General features: G+C 51.6%; 16 protein-coding genes and 2 pseudogenes. 6 read left to right on the top strand and 12 right to left on the bottom strand.

The genetic code is table 11. The annotated features are described in order from the left end of the window. Positions 1-138: 138 nt before the first annotated feature. Positions 139-684, top strand: coding sequence for a sigma-70 family RNA polymerase sigma factor (locus FHS19_RS01050; protein WP_246426392.1), 546 nt, complete (start codon positions 139-141; stop codon positions 682-684). Then, the gene (locus FHS19_RS01045; protein WP_183577421.1) at positions 681-1,799 is read left to right on the top strand and encodes a DUF4179 domain-containing protein; all 1,119 of its coding nucleotides are present in this window, start codon (positions 681-683) and stop codon (positions 1,797-1,799) included. The genes FHS19_RS01050 and FHS19_RS01045 overlap by 4 nt, the downstream gene beginning before the upstream one ends. 86 nt (positions 1,800-1,885) lie before the next feature. Here the strand turns inward: FHS19_RS01045 and FHS19_RS01040 are convergent, their stop codons facing one another. Beyond that, on the bottom strand, positions 1,886-2,701 hold the full coding sequence (locus tag FHS19_RS01040) for a methyltransferase domain-containing protein (protein ID WP_183577418.1): 816 nt from the start codon (positions 2,699-2,701) through the stop codon (positions 1,886-1,888). A gap of 388 nt (positions 2,702-3,089) precedes the next feature. On the opposite strand from FHS19_RS01040, the gene FHS19_RS01035 reads away from it, so the two are divergent. Both FHS19_RS01035 and FHS19_RS01030 read left to right on the top strand, forming a co-directional pair. Continuing rightward, positions 3,090-3,734: a GerAB/ArcD/ProY family transporter gene (locus FHS19_RS01035; protein WP_183577415.1), complete on the top strand. Its 645-nt coding sequence runs from the start codon at positions 3,090-3,092 to the stop codon at positions 3,732-3,734. Then, positions 3,731-4,162, top strand: a complete 432-nt coding sequence (locus FHS19_RS01030; protein ID WP_183577412.1) for a Ger(x)C family spore germination C-terminal domain-containing protein — start codon at positions 3,731-3,733, stop codon at positions 4,160-4,162. The genes FHS19_RS01035 and FHS19_RS01030 overlap by 4 nt, the downstream gene beginning before the upstream one ends. Here FHS19_RS01030 and FHS19_RS01025 read toward each other — a convergent pair. The 11 genes and pseudogenes from FHS19_RS01025 to FHS19_RS00970 form a co-directional block, all read right to left on the bottom strand. Continuing rightward, positions 4,093-4,739: pseudogene (locus FHS19_RS01025) on the bottom strand (LysR substrate-binding domain-containing protein). The gene FHS19_RS01030 and the pseudogene FHS19_RS01025 overlap by 70 nt on opposite strands. 248 nt (positions 4,740-4,987) lie before the next feature. Then, on the bottom strand, positions 4,988-5,596 hold the full coding sequence (locus FHS19_RS01015; protein ID WP_183577406.1) for a flavin reductase family protein: 609 nt from the start codon (positions 5,594-5,596) through the stop codon (positions 4,988-4,990). Between the two features lie 28 nt (positions 5,597-5,624). After that, entirely contained in the window at positions 5,625-6,563 is a 939-nt protein-coding gene (locus tag FHS19_RS01010; protein ID WP_183577403.1) for a ring-cleaving dioxygenase, read from the bottom strand. A gap of 44 nt (positions 6,564-6,607) precedes the next feature. Beyond that, a complete protein-coding gene (locus tag FHS19_RS01005; protein ID WP_183577400.1) occupies positions 6,608-7,042 on the bottom strand; it encodes a MarR family winged helix-turn-helix transcriptional regulator in 435 nt (144 codons plus the stop codon). Positions 7,043-7,190: 148 nt separating this feature from the next. Then, a complete protein-coding gene (locus FHS19_RS01000) occupies positions 7,191-8,288 on the bottom strand; it encodes a Ger(x)C family spore germination protein (protein ID WP_183577397.1) in 1,098 nt (365 codons plus the stop codon). Continuing rightward, positions 8,285-9,370: a GerAB/ArcD/ProY family transporter gene (locus FHS19_RS00995; RefSeq protein ID WP_183577394.1), complete on the bottom strand. Its 1,086-nt coding sequence runs from the start codon at positions 9,368-9,370 to the stop codon at positions 8,285-8,287. The genes FHS19_RS01000 and FHS19_RS00995 overlap by 4 nt, the downstream gene beginning before the upstream one ends. A 10-nt stretch (positions 9,371-9,380) precedes the next feature. Continuing rightward, the gene (locus FHS19_RS00990) at positions 9,381-10,874 is read right to left on the bottom strand and encodes a spore germination protein (protein WP_246426391.1); all 1,494 of its coding nucleotides are present in this window, start codon (positions 10,872-10,874) and stop codon (positions 9,381-9,383) included. Between the two features lie 200 nt (positions 10,875-11,074). Then, complete coding sequence (locus tag FHS19_RS35220) at positions 11,075-14,983, bottom strand: rhamnogalacturonan lyase family protein (protein WP_446686411.1); 3,909 nt, start codon at positions 14,981-14,983, stop codon at positions 11,075-11,077. A gap of 387 nt (positions 14,984-15,370) precedes the next feature. Then, positions 15,371-15,996: pseudogene (locus FHS19_RS00980) on the bottom strand (glycoside hydrolase family 88 protein); the annotation flags it as partial. A gap of 244 nt (positions 15,997-16,240) precedes the next feature. Further along, a complete protein-coding gene (locus FHS19_RS00975; RefSeq protein WP_183577388.1) occupies positions 16,241-18,739 on the bottom strand; it encodes a glycosylhydrolase-like jelly roll fold domain-containing protein in 2,499 nt (832 codons plus the stop codon). A 335-nt stretch (positions 18,740-19,074) separates the two neighbouring features. Continuing rightward, a complete protein-coding gene (locus tag FHS19_RS00970; RefSeq protein WP_183577385.1) occupies positions 19,075-19,452 on the bottom strand; it encodes a nuclear transport factor 2 family protein in 378 nt (125 codons plus the stop codon). Between the two features lie 276 nt (positions 19,453-19,728). Between FHS19_RS00970 and FHS19_RS00965 the strand changes: the two genes are divergently transcribed. Both FHS19_RS00965 and FHS19_RS00960 read left to right on the top strand, forming a co-directional pair. Continuing rightward, positions 19,729-20,124 (top strand): nuclear transport factor 2 family protein, encoded by a 396-nt coding sequence (locus FHS19_RS00965; RefSeq protein ID WP_183577382.1) that lies wholly within the window; start codon positions 19,729-19,731, stop codon positions 20,122-20,124. A gap of 34 nt (positions 20,125-20,158) precedes the next feature. Beyond that, positions 20,159-21,025 carry an NmrA family NAD(P)-binding protein gene (locus FHS19_RS00960; protein ID WP_183577378.1) on the top strand — a complete coding sequence of 289 codons (867 nt, stop codon included), beginning with the start codon at positions 20,159-20,161 and terminating at the stop codon, positions 21,023-21,025. Positions 21,026-21,196 lie beyond the last annotated feature (171 nt).

Genomic DNA, 21,196 nt, shown 5'->3' with positions numbered 1-21,196 from the left:
AAAACCTCATGAATAAATGATAACATTTATCAATTTAAAGTCAATATTTAATTAGAATAATTATAAATAAGATTTTTAAAACCGTTTGATACGTGGGTCCGTCTGTACCACAGAGACAAAGAAAGGAGGGCTGCCTGCTTGGGCTCTCATGCAGAAATGAAAAAGGTTAGCATTGGACAAGCCGGAGAAGAAACCGATGTTTATGACGCCATTATGAAACACCGGGAAACGCTGCTGAACATCGCTTACAGCTATTTGCGCAATCGTCATGATGCCCTGGAGGCGCTGCAGGAGATGACGTGCAGAGCATGGGTTAAACGCTCGACGCTTAAAGACGGCAGGGCGCTGAAGGCTTGGCTCATCCGCATTCTCATTTATGTATGCATTGATGAGCAGCGGCGTAGGAAGCGGGCCGTTCCTACCGTGGTTGAGCAGCTCGAGGAGATTAGCCACCCTCATGATGCCTTCCAAGCGTTCAACCACGACAAGTTCGCCATGGGCCCCCTGCTGGAAAAAGTGAAGCCGAAATACCGCCATGTGCTGATTCTGAAATACTACAACGACCTGACACTCACGGAAATCGCCGCGGTTCTAGGCAAACCGGAAGGCACGGTCAAAACGTGGCAGCATAAGGGGCTTGGCCAGCTCCGCAAATGGATGAAGAATCGGAGGGATTGGGAATGAACACAAACCCAGAAGAACAAGCCCTGCTTGCTGATGCGGCACAGCTCCGGCGGGAACGGATGCAAATCAGCGACACGGAAGCTTCCAAGGCGATACGGCGCGGGTTCGCCAATAGATCGGCTACCCGGAAGCGTCGTTACCTGCCCTATGCCGTCGCGGCTGCAGTGCTGGCCTTGCTGCTGGGTGCCGGATGGTGGCGGGGCGCCCCGATAGGCAGTCTGCCTGCTCTGCATTCCGCGAAGGATGGGGACTGGGGTGTGCTGGCGAAATATGAGCCCCTATCTGACGTGGACCATGCGACACTGGAATCCGCAGTACGCAACGATTACATCCAAATCGTCAACAAGTCGGCTTCCTCCGGTCCTTACCGAATTACACTAGATGCCGTCACGGCGGACGAGAACAAGATGCTGCTGTTTTACACGGCTAAAGCGGATTCCGGCCAGGAAATCAAGGCGGTAAACAGCGTCAAAGTGACCGATTTGAATTCAGGCAGGCCTCTGAATGCTGAGCTGCAGATCAGCAATGAGGACGTACACAGCTGGTCCGCTCTGAGCACAGTGATACTTGACCGCAGCCAGCCTTTTCCGAGCCGCATCGAGGTCGATTTTCAGGTGACCTCCGTAAATCCCGGGAAGCTGGGCGACCCGAAAACTGGAGCGGTCGCTGTGGACTTCCTTTATTCCGACCGTATGAAAATTTACGTTGATTTAGAACCAAAATTTGAAAAGACGCAGACCGTTGTTATGCAACCCGATCGATCCATAAGCATCGACGGCCATAAGGTTGTTCTCTCCAAGGTGGAGATCTCTCCGCTGATGACGCTCGCTACCTTCACGGTCGATCCCGGCAGCACAACGGATCCTGAGACCAGGCGATCCATCCGGGACAAGTTCCGTTACATGAACATCGTCTCCACCAACAGGGATGGAAGGGTCGTGCAGCTGAGCCCTGTATCCGGAAGTGGAACCGACGAGGGCTTTCAGCAAATATTCAGCAGCAGCATGCTCGATAAGCCCCGCTCACTTGTGCTGAAGATGTACCTCGAGTCGGATGACACCGGAACCCCTAAACCGCTCGGGGAACTGCCCGTCGTTGAAATGAAAATCAAATGATGTCTGTAGTGAAAAGCAAAAAACCGCGATTGTATCGCGGTTTTTTGTGTAAAAAGTGAACTGCATCTTCTGTCCGTCAACAGAGATCACCGCTGAAATCTTGGGGATCTGCGGTGTTTCTTATAGCCTGCCCTCTTCCTGCGGCCTTGTCTTCGGACCCTCTGATTTTCAGGAATTTGAATGACTTCATTTCGGCTTTGCAGGATAGGTGACAGGTATTCCAAGTGAAACGGCTCCTCCTCAACGTTTTCCCCAGAATTAACCATCCTCTGGGCTTTTACATAGTCCGGCTCCTCGAACCATATCGAGTTTTTTAACATAAATATATCATTATCGCTGATGGGTTCTTTTACGACCAGTAATTGGTACATGATTTGAAAAGCAACATTAAGCTGAGACTGACGAAGAAGGGCAAGTTCAAATGGATCATATCCCGACCTGAACGGAGGGAAATAAAAAAACTCCATCCGCAGGACCCTGAAATCCATATGAATGCCGCTATCCTCATCCTGCAACGACCATTGGTCGTTGGGAGAGAACAGAAAATCGTCGTTGTCTAGCGTCATCCCTTTATGCTTAGTCCAGTATCTAGGAGAATGCTCGTTGAACAACTGCTTGTATTGGGGATTGACCATATGAGAAGTCACATGGGCGTATGGCGCGATGATGCAAACGACCGCCCGATGTCGGCATATCCGGTAAATCTCCTCCATCACGGCCCCGAGATCGTCAACATACTGCAGACTGTTTGAAGCCATTACAAAATCAACCGAATGATCTTCCAGCGGAAGGCGCCTATTGATATCGCACACGATATCCGTCTCCGGATAATTCGTTTTATCGATTCCGATGCATCCTCGAAATTTATTTTTTCCGCAGCCTAAATCAATTCTCATTAGCATCCACCCCCTCTGCCTTTCCTATAATACTCTTCGGGAAGACAAGTGGTATATGCATTTGTCTTAGCCGTCTCAGGCCCATTTTCGCCGTTCCGCCAACTTTCATAGACCGCTAGGACTCTAATATTGCCGATTTATAGATCTAATAGAAGGCAACGCAGCGTTCCATTTTCGACCCGTATCGCCTAACTTCCACAACGGCGAAATAACCTCCCTCGTATCGAAGAAGGTTATTTGTGTTGGATTTTTCCCACCGGATTCAAGCCTATTCCGCCTGAAACCGGTCGTATGCACTGTCGCAGCGTCACTCATAAACAAATCGCTCCGAATAATTCATCTGAAATATCCCACTATAAGAAGAAAGGATTGCCAAATCAGGAGGAAGATGACCATGAAAACCCCTATTTCGTTTATTCAAACGGTCATGATCTTGATGCTCAGCACGGGGCTGATGAACCATGTCATCATTATTCCGGTTCTGCTGGATGCGGCCGATCGGGACGCCTGGATGTCCGTACTTCTTGGAGCAGCATGCTCTCTAGCGTGGATTGCCGTCCTGTCTTTCGGAATCCGTAAAAGCGGCAAGCAGCCGATATTCGAGATGGTCTCAAAAGCTTACCACCCTTTCGTCGCAAGGGTGCTGGCCGGAGCGGCAGGAATCTATCTCTTCGCCATATGCACGATCACGACCCGGGACACCGTCTATTGGATTCACCTGACCTTTTCCCCCGAAACGCCGATATTGGTGTTTGCCCTGATCTTTCTGTTCATTTCGGTGGTCAACGCGTACCTTGGCATTCAATCGATTGCCAATACAGCCAGCATTCTGCTGCCCGTTGTTATCCTGCTCGGCTTTTTCGTTATGTTCTCGAATACTCCGCATAAAGATTACTCCTTGCTGAAACCGCTTCTTGCCCATGGCATGCAGCCGGTGTGGAGCGGGGTGATCTATGTAGGAGCCGGCTTTTCGGAAGTGATCATGCTCTACTTCATGCATCATCACATCAAAACCCGTCTGTCGAATCTATCCTTATGATCATCATACTTCTGCTGGCTGGTCTTACCTTTGGGCCGCTCATCAAGGGAGAAAAGAAAATCAAGGCCCTGATGGTTGTGAATAAAATCAAGTCTTCGATCCGTCCGCGCATCGTCAACGGGAAACCTGTCTTCGATATCAAAGTTTCCATGCAGGCGACGCTTCCGCAGCTGAGTACAAGCCTCCATAAGCAAAAACTTGAACAGCAAGCAGCCCAAGAAATCAATAACCAGATTAGGGACACGTATTTAACGGGACTCGACAAAGATATCGACGTCTACGGCCTGTCGGCAAAGCTGTACCGCAGCATGCCCAAGGAATGGCAGGAACTCAGCACCAAAGGACAATTAAAGTTGGGTCAGAGCAGCATTGGCATCATTACCGTCAAGGTCAATCTGATCAGCGGCGGCATCTCCAAGATGAAATGAACTGATGCAGCATTACTCCCGCTTAACCAAGGGGTACTTTTCGCAGATGAAATCCAGGAAAATGTCCGATACAGGCGTAAGCGGCCTGTCTTTTTTCCACACCACCCGATCGGAAGCTTACATTCTGGATCATCGACCTTCACCCATTGCAAACGATGATTTTGAACACCTACCGTCTTCGGCAGCAAGGCAACCCCAAAACCCGCAGAAACCAGCCCGGCCACCGTATCCAATTCGTCTGCTTCAAATACGGTGTTCGGGCGAATCTGTTTTTTGGCGAACAATTGCTGAATGGTGTAATTTAACCCGCAGGTCGTCTTTAGACCGACAAAAGGCTCATCCTGCAGCTCCTCCAGACTGATTTTGCTTTTGCTGCTCCAACGATGCTGCTGCGGAAGGGCCAGAAATAATTCGGGCATACCGAGCAAATGCCAGTTGAACTTGTCATCCAGCAGCTCGGGCGTGGAGAGGCCGAAATCGCATTCGTATTGGAGATGAGCGTGAGCAGTTGCTGATTGGAGCTCTCATGAAGCTCAAAACGGATGTCGGTATAACGCTCCCGGAAAGAACCGAGCAGGCTCGGGATTGGCTGAGCTCCGAGCGTATGCAGGAAGCTTAGGGAAACTTCATCATGAAATTTATACTTCCGATATCATGAGCACCCCTCCGGAGAAGGCAAGGACCATTTTACGACACCCGGTAAGAAAGAGCACAATATCAACCATTAAATTAGAAAATGGCGGCGCAGGGATAACTCCCTTGCACCGCCATTTTTGTCATTTCATTTCCATACCTTTTTCAGTCAAGCAAAGCTACTTTTTAAGATTACTGCGGGCGCTCTATCGTAAAAATGTCCCCAATCCGCGCGTAATGGTTACCGGCCAGCCGGCTGACCGCAGCCAGACGCCGGGCATCGATTCTGCCGTTCTCATACAGATCCTCCTGGATATGAAACTGAACGATTCTGCCGATGATGAGGTCGCATCCGTCTGAGGCCGTTCCGCCCAGTTCAAGCGCGTGTTCGAGTACGCACTCCATCCGGATCTTGGCTTCAGCGATACCCGGAACGGAGACTTTCGTGCTTTCGGCTCGCGTTAAACCGGCCTTCTCGATTTCGCTTTGGTCCGGAGGCAGCTTTGCCGCCGTTTCATTTACTTGGCGGACATTCTCCTCATCCACGATATGAACGACAAACTCTTGGAGATCGCGAATGTTTCTGGCTGTATCCTTGAGCTCGCCGCCTGACCGCTGAATGGACAGCGAAATCATCGGAGGGTTACTGGACACGATATTAAAGTAGCTGAAAGGCGCCCCGTTCAATACACCATCCTGTGATGCTGTCGTCACAAACGCGATCGGCCTCGGAATGATGCTCCCAATCAGAAGTTTGTAGTTGTCCCTTTCGCTCTGGGTCTCGGGATCAATGGATAGCATGCGGATCGCCCCTTCCTTAAACAATGAATTAGTCCAGCGTTCTGACTTCAAACGGAAGCAGGATCCGTTCAAGCTCATCCCGATGAGGTTCGTATTGTGCCGGCAGCATCAGCTGCTGTCCCATCGTTTCCAAAGACTCGTCATGGGCAAATCCTGGAGGATCGGTGGCAATTTCAAACAAGATTTCGCCATGCTCTTTAAAGTAGACGGCATTGAAATAGTTGCGGTCGCGCACATGTGTCACATGATAGCCGTTATCTGCGACATAGCTGCGCCAGTCCAGCTGATCCTGATCGTCTTTGGCCCGCCAGGCGATATGGTGAACCGTCCCGACCCCCATTTGGCCGCGGCCAGCCGATGTCAGCTTCAGATCGATGACGTTGCCGATATCCGCAGTAGAGCGGTACCGGGCCAGATCCCCTTCTTTGCCGACGAGTTCCAGACCCATCACGTTCTCCAGCAATGCCGCCGTCTGCTCCGGATGAGCAGAATACAGGGTCGCACCTCCAAATCCTTTGATCGCAACGTCCGCAGTTACGGCGCCGAAGCTCCAGGCATTGGGCTCGCCTTCTTCCCGCTCAACGATTTCCAGATGGAGTCCGTGCGGATCGTCAAACGTCAAGTACGTTTCGCCAAAGCGCTGCGTTTTTGTAAAAGGAACCTGAAACTGCTCCAACCGTTTTTCCCAGAACGGCATCGCGCCGGCAGGCACAACGTAAGAGGTTACTCCAACCTGGCCGTCGCCGATTTTGCCTTGGTACGCGTTTGCCCAAGGGAAGAACGTAATGATCGTTCCCGGTTTGCCGCCTTCATTGCCAAAGTACAAGTGATAGGTACCCGGATCGTCGAAATTGACGGTTTTCTTGACCAGGCGAAGCCCCAATACGCCGGCATAAAAATCAACATTTTCTTGCGGATGGCCTACAATCGCTGTAATATGGTGAATTCCCATCGTTTTTTTACTCATTTCATATTCCTCCGTTATCTCGTTTTATTTGGATATGATGTTCATTAAACCTGTACATGAAGCTGATGCTTGATCTTTCCTAGCAGCTGTATGAATATGCCCGACTCCTCTTCCGACAATGATCCGAAAAAGTGCTCAACCCGTTCCTGATGTCCCGGCATGACGGACTGCATGAACTCTTCCCCTTCTCGTGTAAGAACCAAATGGATCACCCGACGGTCGTCAGGACACGGTACCCGTTGGAGCAAGTGCTTGCGCTCCAGCTTATCAATGACATACGTCATGGATCCGCTTGACACCAAAATGCGCTGCGCCACTTCGTGGATCGTCTGCTTACCATGGAAATAGAGGACTTCCAATACTGAAAATTCCGTAACATGGAGGTCGGTTTTCGCCAGCTCGGCTCTAATGCATTCCTGGATTTCTTTCGAAGTCTGCATTAACGCCAGGTATGCTTTATTTTTGCATGTCGTTTGCATCCGATATCCTCCCTTCAAAAACCTTAAAATCATTTGTCTTTAATTTGAGATATTTGATTATGAGACAATTCTATGCCTAAATCCGATTGGTGTCAACCCCTTTTTTTCGTCTTTCTGAATCCCCCTTCCCCTCATCAGTTAACCGCCTCTAGAGGGTTTGTCCAGAATTGATAATGTTTAAATCAATCTTGCATTTGACGGTAAGATGAGAATACTCTTCGTACCAGTCAAGGTTCTTCCAAGACGCATAACTCATGCTGTTGCGTACATACGCGCCGATCCCAATGCTGTCCACCTTGTTATGCTGCATAAACTGGATCATCTCTTCGGCCCGCTTCTCTAAATGTCTAGCCGCCTGCTGTAATAATGTATTTCGGTCTTCATCGCTGTGCAGCTTCAATTTTCCGATATACTCCAGGACCGATCCGGACGCCTTGATATGAATTATCACCACGGGTTTACCGCTTTTGTCGCGAAGAACATCGATCTTCCGGTCACTCTTCAGATAGTTGAAGGTGATCAGCTCTTTGTGCTGTCCTTCCGAGGCCAGATGGATCGTCATATCTGCATGCTGCAGATTATGTCTTAATAACGCCAAAATGTTCAAATCATCCGGTTTGATTCTGGTTATATATCTGTCCCCTCTAAACAGACCTACGCCGGAGACCGTAATCGTATCTCCCGCGTCTTTGATGATGGGGGCGATCGGATCGATTCCGTCATCGTAATAATCCCGTATGAATTCGTACAGCGTAGCCTCAGGCACCGTCTGATACGAGGCTTCCTTTTCCAGCAAAGTGTAAATATACCGGTCGGTTCTGGGGTGTTCCTTATAGTTTTTCTTAAGTAAATCATATGCATCCCCATCAGCCAGAGTAATCTTGACTTTAGGCGGAATCGTTGGATCTCGGCTCAGCGTATCCATTTGGTCCAAGAGACCGCCCTCGGCTAAGGGCAGGCTAAAGAGAAGGTTCCGCAGCTGTCCGTTAACCAGCAGCAGACTGGTTTGTCTGACCAATTTCGGTTGTGAGTCCTTACTGCTGTGGGCGATGGCTTGCAGCACTTCCCGATCCGTCTTGGAGTTCGGATCTGCCTTGGGTACGCTGAGTCCGATTTTAAAATTATGGTCCGGCAAAAGATCGTAACTGATCGTGTGGCAAAATCCGGTTCTCTCTAATATGTGCTGATCGTCGCATCCCGTAAGCATTACAAGGGCCAACAATAATCCGGGCCACCTTTTGTTCATGGTTGTAATTCACCTCTGCTTCGTTGAATAAGCAACAACAGGATCAAAGCAATCGGGAAACCGAAAGCGAGACCGGTTTCTATGTGAGCTGCGTAATCCAGCCACCTTCGCGCCTCCATAAGCACCTCCGGGATAAAGGAGATCACATAACCGAACAGAATGATCAAAAAACTTAATACGGCGTTTTTTAATTTCGGGAACATCCTTTTCCCAACCTCAACGGCAGCCCAGCTGTTCATCACCGTCGTGATCATCGTCGTAAACAAGAGAAAACCGTAAAGCAGATTCTCAATGCGTTCAATGAGCGGAAGGTGAACATACGCAAACAAGACCAGAATCGGATATTGCAGCACCTTCAGATAGCCCAAACTGAAAAAGCCAAATGAGACTAAGGCAATGAACGCATATACGATGGTCGCCAGCCCACTGCTTATAAATGCTGACCGCATTAGATGCGTTTTTTTGTCCGCATATGGAAAGAGCAGTATCGTCAGCTCGTATCCGAGAAAAGCCGGATACACATCGAAAAATCCTTTGATTTTGTCCGGATTTCCACCTTGAAAAATGAAAGGCGTAAGCCGGGTCCACTTAAAGTCATGATAGTAAAAAAAGAACAAAAAAAGGATCCACACCGTGATGATGTAAAAAACGGTCGAAACTTTGGCAATATTGTAAATTCCCTTATTAATTAATAAATAGGCGAGCACACAAAAAATAAACATAAAGATCATTGGATTGGTTGAAGGAAATGCAATGATTTGAAAGATAAATATGTACTCCTTCGCAGCTAAACAACCGATCGTTACCCAGAAACAGCATAAACAAAGGTATATCGGGAATAGAACGATTTTGGAAATCGACTTTTCTATCGTTTCAAGTACGGATTTCCCTTTGGACAGCCGATAAACAACAGCGATGATCGCGGTATTTAGAAATACAAAGGGCGCCAAAATAAATATCGCAAGCCAACCGTTCGTTCCAAAGTGCTGGGCCAGCATTCGGGGAAGGCTGAAACTGAATACGCCGACTTGGGTCATATAGATTAATATGGTGGCGTGAAACGCAGATAACTTCTCCTTCATGAGCCGTCACCTACCTTCTGGGCTTTTGTCTTATCCGGTTTGGAGTCTTGGTTTGCGTGGGTCTTTCATCCAGGATGAAAAATGGAGCCCGGATAAACGTATCTTTCCAATCCCTAAGCTTAAACGGGGCAATGGGAGTTAAGTATGACGTACCGAGGCTAAGCACTCCACCCAGATGAATAATGATCGCGGTGAACCCGATCGCAATCCCGAAGTTCCCCCATATTCCTGCCAATACGATGATCCCGAAACGAATGATTCGAATCGAGCCGCTCATGGCATAACTGGGAATAACAAAGGAGGAGATCGCAGAGATTGCCACGGCGATAATTAAAATATTACTTGTCAGACCGGCCTGAACGGCTGCCTGCCCTATGACAATCCCCCCGACGATACCGATGGTTTGCCCAATTTTGGTGGGCAGCCGGGCGCCGGCTTCCCTAAGCAGCTCGATCGTGGTTTCCATCAGCAGAGCTTCGTATAAAGGTGGAAAGGGGACCCTGCTTCTGGATTCCGTTAACGGGATCAGCAGATTTTCAGGAATCATCTCATAATGATACGTCGTAACGGAAACGTAAAGGGCGGTGAAGGCCACCGTGATGATAAAGGCCACGAATCTCAGCAGGCGGATCCCTGTACCGACCATCCATCGTTGGTAGTAATCGTCCGAGGAAGAGAAAAATTCGAACACGGATGTAGGGGCGCTAAATGCCGAAGGACTCCCGTCGCAGAGCCCGACCACCCGCCCGGATACCAGCTTGGATGCAATCGCGTCCGGACGTTCCGACGTAATGAATTGGGGAAACACGGATTTCGGGCTGTCCTCTATGCATTGGATGAGCATCGAGGTGTCATACACGGCGTCCATTTCAATAGCTTTAATTCTGCTTATCGCCTCATGGACATAATCCATGTTTGCAATGCCTTCTATATAAAGGATAAACACATCTGTTTTGGTGACTTCCCCCACGGACAACCGGATCACTTTCAAATGTGAGCTTCGAATTCGGCTGCGAATCAGTGCCAGATTCGTTCCCGCACGTTCTGTAAAAGCATCATGGGGACCGGTGATGACCGTCTCCGTTTCGGATTGGGTAACGGCGCGCGATTCAGGGCCAAAAACATCCACTAAATAGGCGGATTGCCTGTAAAAGATAGCAGCCTGCCCCGAAAGAATCCCTTTAATGATTTGCTTGCTGTCCTCATTTTTGGAAAATTGGCTTTGCTCCAACAAGTCGGATACTTCATCTTCACCAGCCTTCAGCAGCGGGGTTAATACGTCTCGGGTCAGCTTGTCCATATCCATCATGGGGCTAAAATACACGATATCAACTTGAAGTTTGGGGTAAGCTCGATGCACCAGATCGGCGCAATCGTCAAATTGCTCCAGCGTATGCTGAAGGGATGGTCTTTCGTTGTTTTCCGTGTATGGTGTGACAATCGCTTCCTGTGATTTAGATTCATCCTTGAGCATGGCTTTCCATAGTTGCTTGATAAATGACATTTGTCGGTCCCCTTGCAGCACGGTTTATGAATCTTTCTCATCATTTTCGCCATTTCGAAGAACCCATATACTTGAGAATCGTTGCGCATGCGTATATGAGCCAATGACGGCCAAATGCGAAAACTCCCCTTCGGACGGCTGCACAGTCGCTGTGCAGCCGCAGGAAGAGGAGCAGATCCTGCCGTTATTTTACGATGATCTCAATTGAAATTATGTCCCGGTTCAAACTCAAACCGATGTGCCGCTTCGTCATATTTGCCACTGCTCGCTGCCTTCAGCTTGCCTTGGTCATCCAAGTAAAAAATGACGGCCTGCTTCGGATTCTCCCCCGGCTGCAGGTCATAATGGACCGCAATCTTCAGATTGTTCCCGAATCCCTCGATGTTCTTCCCGTCTGCGTCAAAACCGAAGCTGTAAACGGGATGCGAGCCGACCTGATCCTGATCTTTGGGAGATAACGTGGACGAATCCACGGTTTTCACCGTTAGATCAAGCGTCGTCGAGCCTTTCTTGATGGCTTGTTCGATCAAATCCATATCGATCGTGTATTCGGCAAGGCTTAGACGTGCTACCACCTGCTTGATTTCTTTCCCGGCTTCGCCGAATGCCTGAAGCGGCAGGCGTAGCCGGACATCCTGCACAGCGGACGATGGCTGCAGCTCGACCACGACGTTCTCCCCGGCGGATGAGAGCACCGCCTTCCGCATATCTTCCGGAGATGCTTCGGCTGTCGCCATACCGTCCTCGTCCACTTGGACAGGCAGCGTCAGTACGCCATCCGAGCCCCCGTCAGCCGCTGGATGGATCGTAACCGTCAAGCTGGCCGTCAAACCGGGAACGTCAGCCGCTGTCGCCGTAACCTTAACCGTACCTTCTCCAAATGCCGTCAATATCCCCCGATCATCAATCGTGGCAATGGACGTTGAATTGCCCTCCCCGCCTGTTACCGTCCAGTTCACCGTTCCGAACGCCGCAGCGGACGGGGTCACGACCGGGAACAAGCTCAGTTTATCGCCGACGGACACTACATCCGTATTGGCATAAATGCTCAGCTGGGATGCGGGTACAACGTTGGTGCGAATGTTCGGCCGTTCCGGCTGATCCATGCCGCTGCCCAGATAAAATCCGGGATGCGGCGGCTGGTTATAGCCGGTGTTCTGCCAGGCGACGGCTAACCGGTATGTCGGATCATGCATCAAGGTAACCAACCGATGATCGGTGACATCCGTCGTCGAATAAATGTGCAGCTCCGTGCTGTCCTCATTGCGGAACATGACTTCCTCCCGCCAGTCCCCGAACAGATCGGCCTGAAGCGAGGGATTGCCTTTCGTATCGTTGTTCGAGACCATGCCGTCAAAGGTAACGAGGTTGTTCAGCGTATGGTTCTCGGGGTCCCACTTGTCGATCTTCGGAACACCTTGCCGGACCGGCGTATCGCTGAAGTTGTGGTCCAGCAGTTCCCGGCTCAAATCGCCGTCCCACCAGATCGCGAAGTTCGAGGACGGAATGCTGCTCGCAATTTTATCACCTTGAGCGCTAAACAACCCGCCGGTCGTGCTGTTCCACTCCCCGTCAATCGCCCATGCTTCTTCGCCGCGATGCGCAGGATCGACATCGGCGCTCAGGCCTCGACCTACATCTTTGCCGATCTGCTGCGAGCCCCACAGAACCCGGCCTGTTTTCGCGTCTTTCATGTCTGCGGAATACGCTGCCGAGGTATTTTCCTGAACCGCCCAGATTTCCAGCCCCAAACGATCCGGATCCAGGTCGCCTACATGCATCGCATCCCCATGGCCCAGGCCGGAGTTCCACAAGCCGGTGCCGTTGTCATCTATGGCTGCCGCCCCCGTAAATATTTCGTCCTTGCCATCTCCGTCCACATCGGCGACAGACAGTTGGTGGTTGCCCTGCCCTGCGTACGATTCATTGCCCGGCGTATTCGTGTCGAAGGTCCACAGCTTGGTCAGCTTGCCGTCCCGCCAATTGTACGCCACGAGGACCATCCGCGTATAATACCCGCGCTGCATAATGATGCTTGGTCTTTCGCCGTCCAAATAAGCGATGGCTGCGCCAAAACGGTCGACGCGATTCCCGTAGGAATCTCCCCAGTCGGAAGGATTGCCCCGGGCAGGCTCGTAATCCTCGGTGGCAAGGGCTTTCCCGGTCGCTCCCTCAAAGATGGTGTGGTATTCCGGTCCGGTTAAAATATAACCGCTGTCGTTCCGGTAATCTGCATCCGCGTCGCCGATCACGTTGCCTTGGCCGTCGATAGTCCCGTCCGCCGTCCGGAACGTTACTTCCGCTTTCCCGTCTCCATCCAGATCGTATGCCATGATGTCCAAATAATGAGCTCCGGCGCGTATATTGCGGCCGAGATCGATTCTCCACAGGAACGTCCCGTCCAATTCATAGGCATCGACGAGCGTATTGCCCGTATAACCGGCCTGCGAGTTGTCTTTTGCGTTGGTCGGATCCCATTTGAGGATGATCTCGTATTCGCCGTCACCATCCAAATCGGCGACTGATGCATCATTAGCCCGGTATGAGTAGGCTTCCCCGGCCGGTGTTACCCCGCCTTGCGGTTTGCGCAGCGGAATGCTCAAATCATTTGTATCCCATACCTTCACGGACTCGGATTGGTTCTGCTCTGCTCCCTCTTCGACCGTGCGGACAAAATAGGTCGAAGCTCCTTCACCTTCGATGTCCAACATGTTCGTGCTGCCGGTCATCGGGGCGTCGTTCAGTTTCACGCCGTCCCGGTACACGTTGAACGCGGCGTCCTCGGGATCGGTGCCCAGCAGGCGCCAACCGACGTAAACACCGTCCTGCGTCTTCATCGCCACGAGACCACGGTTCAAGCGCTCCATCTGGCGCGGGGCGTGTTTTACCGGGGTCTGTGTAACCGTAACGCCACGCGACTCGGAACCGTCCGAGTACAGTCCTTTCACGACAAAGGAATACGCTGTTCCGTTGGTCAAACCGTTAATGGTCGAGATGTATTTCCCTTTCGGCACGGTATCGACCAAGGTCTGGCTCTGATCCGTATTGACCTTATAGATATGGGCTTCCTTGTAAGCCGGATCGCTCGTTTCCTCCCAGCCGATTTTTACCATCCTATCATGCGGCTCCGTGGAAACGTACACCAGGTCCGGCGACTTCTCCAACCGTTTCACGTTGATGGTATAGGTCTGGGTCATCCCTGCATACACCTTGGAAGTCACATTCACGGCGATGCTGGTCTCATTGTCCGTTATCGGCACCTCTGCCTGCGTTCCGTCGGCAACGGCTTGCTCTCCCACTGATACGCTGACGATATCCGGGCTGCTTGCTGCCGGTTGAACGGAGATGCTCGTTACGGAAGAAGGCACTTCGGCATTATACGTTGTGACGTTAGGGTCGAACACCGGATCAAGCTGCGGTGTGAATCCTTCCGCATCAAGCTGCAGACGGCTTAGGCCCAAATCGAGGGACGTCACCTTGACATTCGTCAGATTGATGGTCCCTCCCCCCGTATTGAGATAGAAGCCGAAGCTGCTGAGTTTGGTTCTGTCACTGTAAAACGGCTCCTCCCATTTGACAGTTTGAGCGGCATTCAAATCTTGGATCGTCGTGGTGTACGTTTTGTTCGGGATGTTGAATACGATCTTGAAACGGTACCAGTGGTTCACATCGTAGCTGATCTGACTGGCGGCCGAAGTGGAGCCGGCCCGCTTGATGACCCCGGCATCCAGCTGATAGCGCAGGGCCGCTGCATTGGTCGCATTGACTTTGCCGTCCATCACCCACAAGGTCCCGCCCTTATTCGTCGGTATATTCGCATCGAACTCCAGAACCATGCCGCCGTTTTGCGGGGCGAACCGCTCACCGACATAGGAAGACCCGGTGGTGGTGTTGGTAAAAGACCCATAAGTGGCGCCGGTCACGCTATCCTTGGCGACCGTCACGCTGGGGGCGGATCCCTCCTTCGTCCAGCTGTTGTCGGTACCTACCGTAAGCTCTCCCAATGGATAACCGCTGAAATCATCCTCGGCCAGCACGGTATCCGCAGCCATCACTGAATGGGGAACGGACGGAATAATAAGCACCAGCATCATGATCATGGCCATCATTTTTAACCCAATCTTCCTTTGTACAGCGGTTTGTGCCCGTCGATTCATTACATTGAACCTCCTTTGCATCTTCAAAAATTCATCGCTAAAGTCTGCAGGAGCGTACAGATCATTACTCCTCGTTCCTTCTCCCCGACATCAAGAAATCGGGAAACACTGTCTCGGAAAGCGGTTACAAATTATGCCGCCGCGATCGCTATGTCCCGCTAAATCGATGGATCACCCGGTTGTTCACCTCCTTCTTCAAGTTTTGAGTAGCGGCTGCCAATCAGTGTAATCCCAAAAAGAGCGGTCCGACATGCAAAATTCAGTGTTTTTTGTGGACAAAACCGACATGCAAAAAAGTCCAAGCCCTCCAAGAAATGAGGGCTTGGCGGTCATATGGCGTCAAACATGCTCTTCTTCTTTGGAATTCGGCTGCAAGGCGGCTTCTTTTTTCGGATCCCCCGCTGCTTTCTCGTACACGGCAGTCAACAAGGCCAGCGCCAGTCCCTGTCCCCAGCCCTGGGCCCATTTCCGGCCCACGCCAAGATAGCCTTCGATGTCGTTCATAACGGCCGTCCCTCCGGAAACGTTCATCACCCGTCCGTTATCGGCAATATTGGCAAGGATTCCGTCCAAGGCACGCTGCACATATTTGGCGTGTAGCGGTTTGTTCTGCGTTACCATAGCCGCAGCAATGCCCGCCGAAGCCGAAACCTCGCCGTAAGCATCCGGATGATCGAGCACGGTTCCCCACAGGCCGCCATCTTTCTGAAGTTTCTTTATCGCCGCAAGCTGATCACGCAGGGAGCCCCAAATGTGCATCATTTGGGGATACAAATACCCTTCCGGTAAAGTACGTGCCGCGCGGGCCATCGTATAAGCCGCGCCCAAGCATTCGCACGCGCCCAGTGAATGCCGGACATATGATCCTGGTGGATATGGTTATAGCCGTGGTACCATAACCCGGTATTGTCATCCTGCAAGTCATTGATGTGCCCATAGAACTGGTGCAGCGCATCGTCAATCAGCACGCAATCAAACCCATAATCAATACGGGAATCGTCGCAAGCAGCGATGCGGCAATCAGCACTTTTTTGAATTCCGGCCCGGATGTCGATGCAAAGTAAGCCCATGGTTTTCTCATCACTGATCTCCCCCTCACCGGTCTCAAAATAAGGAAGAACCACCCTCGCACCGGGATGATTCTTCGCACAGAACGTTTCTTAAGATCGATAATCCAATAAAATGATCATTTACTTGGCATAGAAAATCTCAATGATGCGGCTCCTTCCTCAGCTGCACCGGGCCAATCAACCCGGACGGAAAGGACTTGCCGTCGTAACGGTTGGCCAGGCTGTTCGTGACGGACACACGCAGGCGGTTCGTTCCGGGAAGCACCCCTGCCTCTGAAATATCAAAAACGTAAGGCTTCCACATCCGGACCCCCGCCTCCCGGCCGTTCACCTCAAGCCGAACGAATTCATGGGCATCCCCGAGATCCAGCAGGAGTTCCGCCCACGCGGACGGGTCTGCGAGCTCAAGGGTTCTCTCGTAAATAACCGTTCCCGAGAAGTGGTCCATTCCTTCCCAACGGGTCCATGACGACAGCGAAGGGAGCTCCCCGGTCCATGGTCCCTCCACCGCCTGCCATCCTTCCGACAGGTCCACCACCGATACGTTCCCATCCTTCTTGCTCTTCGAGGGCTCTGCTCTGAGGCTTGCCCCTGGGTCATTCGAGTCCGGATTCACGGCAACGATGATACATTCCCTGCGCTCTATACGTAAGTCGACGACCTGTCCATCCTCTGTTCGAACCGTCCTCGCCGCTTCGAAATCCCCTGTCCAAGGCCGCCAATATTCCGCCGGACCGGTGTGGTTTATCCGTAAGGCTCCTTCGTATCCTTCTTCACCCTCATTGACGATGACATAGAAGTAGACACCGTTCTTCATTACCCGGCTGATCCGAATGGCCTCCGCGGCGGGTTCGAGCCTATGCATCCTGCCCAGCCTGCGTCCCAGCGCTTCCGGAATCTCTTCGGCGCGGCTTACTGCGACCTGGCCAATGTTTGCGCTATCCTTGCCTTCCGGACTCCATTCGATGATCACACCGCCCTGATCGGCAAACATCCTTAGAAATTGCAGGCTGGTAGGCTTGATCCGCAGGGAATCCTCGATCAGGAGCGCTTTATAACGGTAACCGGCAATCGCAATCGTCCCGCCCTCGATTCGGCAGGAGCCGTTCAGCAGCGATTCCTCCAAATAATTGAACTCCACCTGATGCTCATACAGCGGCTTGACGATTTGCCAAGGCAGGTGCTTAGCCCCCGCCAATACGGCGACCTCCGCTCCGTTCACGCCGTCCGTCATCATCCAGCTCATCCGCTTGATGTACCTGGCGAACCGGCCGTATTCCGGCCACCAAATGTTATGAGGTCCGACATCCGGCGGACGCTCGTCCCTGCGCTCCCCGCGGATGGAGTAATAAAAGGCATGCGGGCTGATTAGATTGACACCGCGGACGAACAGCCAGTCCAGGTACCATTTCATATTGTCGGCGCTCAGCGACCAGCCGCCCTCGATTCCGCAGACGCCGAAGCATTCGTTCAGGTTTCTACGTCTCCCCCGGTGGCGGGCGGCATCCGATGAGCACTTGCCCATGGTGCTGTGCACGCCTGTGAGCGACTTGCCGTCTTCGGGGGCGATGTACCTCCAGACGACATCCTGCCCGGGAATATGAAAATGCTCCAGCAAACCGATGTCGTCGCTTCCCGCGGGATGACCGGTAAGGCCGATGCCGTGCGCTTCGCACCACTCGGCGATTTGCTTATAATACGTACGCGCCAGCCGGTTCCGAACTGCCGTTTCGTAGGCTTCGCGGATGGAAGCGGCCGAGTCTCCCGTCTCGAACCACAGCGCCGGCAAATCCTGCTCGCGAAAGCCGCCTTCGATAAGCTCGTTCAGGAAGCCGTGCGTCCATGGCTTCAGCCCCTTGATATGGCCGCGGCCGAGCAAATCCGGTTCGTCGGTGAAAAAGGCGAATATGGTCGATCCAAAATAACGATGCAGCTTAAGGTAATATCTTTCATGCGTTATCGTAATAAAGCTTCTCACCGCATCCGGATTCAGCAAATCAGCCGCTAATGGAGCGTCCGGCTCGCCATCGTCCTGTCCGGGATGAACGCCGCGGATGGTTCCCCGCGACGGAGTCTCAATGAACAATAAAATCGACCAATTTCCTTCGTCCGGCGGTGTGAACGTCACGCCGCCGTTCTCACATTCGAGCACGAGTGCCGTTCCAACTTGGGCCTCACCCGCAGACGGCTTGATGACGGCTTGAACCGACACCAGTGTCTCCCCCGGTGATAACGCGATGGGAACCCTTACGGGGCCTGATCCTTTATCGCATGGGATCTCCTGAAGCCGCAATCCGCGGCTGGCGAACCCGGGATTCTGCTGCACGACGAGTCCGCAGGCGGAGCCGGAAGGATACATCCCTTCGTCATACAGAATGACCCTCATCCCGAGATCGGCGGCTTCCGATACGGCGGTTTCAACCAAGTCCATGTACTTCTCCGACAAATAGGGGATCTCTCTGGGCATGCCCATCCGCGGGTGAATGACGAAGCCTGCCACCTCTTTGGCATGAAAATCATGAATTTGGCGGATGATTTCCTCCTCGGACAAGGCATCGTTCCAGAACCAAAAAGGAATAGGGCTGAATTCAGCAGGCGGATCGGCAAACTGCTGTTTTAGGTTTTCGATTTCCGTCATGAACTGCACCTCATTTTCAAGTTGATCAGCAATCCTTATCTGTAGAAATACGCATATGGAATTCTATTTAGGAAGCGGTTTCAATCCAAACTACAACGATCTTACCGTCATGCAATGGAAAGGACAATATTAAAATAGTGCGGAATCATATAATAATATTGACTTCAGGGCTGCGCCTTCCCAGAATATCACCTGCTGCCGGACGTGAAAATAATCAAATTTTATGATTATCCGGTATGGTGAGTATCCTCGTGCATTTTTCTCCCCAGAAAACATAAAGCCGCCGCACCGGGCAGCATGTGCTCCAGTACGGCGGCAACCATGCCAATACCGTTTTACTTGATGACCATATCCCCCGGTCCCCAGTATGCCATCATCGAAGCGATGCTGCCTTGTTCGTCGAAGGTCATCACTTCAATGACCGGTATGGAAACGGTTTTCCCTTCAGCTGAGGTCGTTATCTGCAGCGCCATGGCTCCCGAATTGCTGTGAGATCCCCGTATGGGCCCCTCAAGCCGGATTCGGGTATTTCCATTAACCACCTGTTTGTAAAATTCAGCGATCGCGGATTTCCCTTCTACAGCCGGTGAGCCGACCGGATCTTCCACGGTGGCTTCTTCACTGAAAAGGGAAAGCACACCTTCCACATCATCCTGATTGAAACGGTCAATGTACTGTTTCATCACGGTTTTGATCACATTTTCCTGCGGCATGGTTCCCCTCCTATGAACAGATTTTGATGGGTTATTTGCGATGCGCGCCCAAATTGTATTGTATACCTCCCTTCGCCCGTATGCCAATGGAATGCACCTAGTCAACGAATCGGAATCCGCATCCCGTTAAAAGACGCTCCTTCCAACGATTTTTTATTTCAGACTATTTAGTCAAAATATTATTGACCATTCGGTCTGGAATTGTTATATTAATTCCAGACCTCGGCGAATTTAGCTAAACAGGTACATTCCACCCCAGAAAGTGAGGCATCTGAAATGGGCACAATTTCTTCTGCACAGGCAAAAACGATCATGCAATTATTCACAGATCGTATTATGAACAAAGATTATGGGGCTTTTCTCGATTTGTTTGATGAGGATGTCGTTTTCGAATTCCCTTATGCGCCTGAAGCACTGACGCAAATTTTAAATGGTAAAAGAGCGCTGAAGGAGTACCTGGAAACGCTGGACACCCTGCTTGAGATTCGTTCTTTTACCGAACCGCTTATCCATGTATCGGCGGAATCCCCGGTATTTATTGCCCAGTATGAAGGAAGCGGGACGGTCCTCGCGGATGGTAAACCGTACGAGCAGAAGTATATTTCTGTCGTAGAGGTCAAGAACGGAAAAATTGTCCGGTTTCAGGACTACTGGAACCCATTAGCGCTTTGATCATCGCCCAAACGATAAAAAAGGAGCTGTTCTTATGCATACCGATTCATCCAATCGCATTCTAATCACAGGAGGACAAGGAAAAACTTCCTCCCGTCTCGCCCAGCTTTTGATTAACCAAGGCTACTCCATCCGGACTGCCGGACGAAGACCGTCCCATATGGAGAATACGCTGGCAGACCATGTACGCTTTGACTGGTACGACGATTCTACCCACGAAGCAGCCCTGCAGGGTATTGGTGCGATTTATCTCGTCGCCCCGACGGACATGCACCCGGATAAAGTCATGGTCCCTTTTATCCGCAAAGCACTGGACGCCTCCGTCCGCCGCTTTGTCCTGCTGTCCAGCGCATCGGTAACGGAGCATGGGCCCGTCTTCGGCCCCGTCCATCGATACCTGAAGGAGCATGCGCCCGAATGGGCCGTGCTGCGGCCTTCCTATTTCATGCAAAATTTTACGGAAGCCGGGCACGGGCATACCATCCGCCAGCGAGGTCAAATCTTCACGGCGACCGGGGACGGCAAAATCGGCTTCGTGGATGCGGAAGATATTTCGGCCGTCGCCTTCCATGCGCTGACGGACAAGGGACCGCACAACACGGAGCATGTCATTACGGGACCCGAATCGCTCAGCTATGATGAAGCCGCAGCGGTTATCAACCGGCTTACCGGCCTGGACGTCACGCACAGCCGTATTACGGAGGAGCAGCTGGCACAGTCGCTTACAGCTGCTGGTATTCCGGACCATTACGCCGAACTCCTGGCTGATCTGGATCGCCGTATTCGGACAGAAGGAGTGGAGGATCAGGTTACGGACACGGTGCTGCGAGTAACCGGGCGAAATCCGCGGTCCCTGGAGGATTTTATTCGGGACAACCGGAGCTGGCTGGAGCTGGCTTAACGCCGAAGAAACAATGTATAACTTCAGGCCTGTTGATTAACCACCAAATGGCAGAAAAAGAATAGCGCGACTTTATTACGGTCATGGAGCGGGCTTACGGTAAAGAACATTTGGACAGAGGAACAATCCTTTGTCGGATGTCCGTTCCTTTTCTGTAAGGGATCATTTTGT

The sequence above is a fragment of the Paenibacillus rhizosphaerae genome (assembly GCF_014192015.1).
GTDB lineage: Bacteria > Bacillota > Bacilli > Paenibacillales > Paenibacillaceae > Paenibacillus_AQ > Paenibacillus_AQ rhizosphaerae.
Note: the sequence above shows the minus strand (reverse complement) of the source record. Positions and strands in the feature narration are given on the sequence as shown.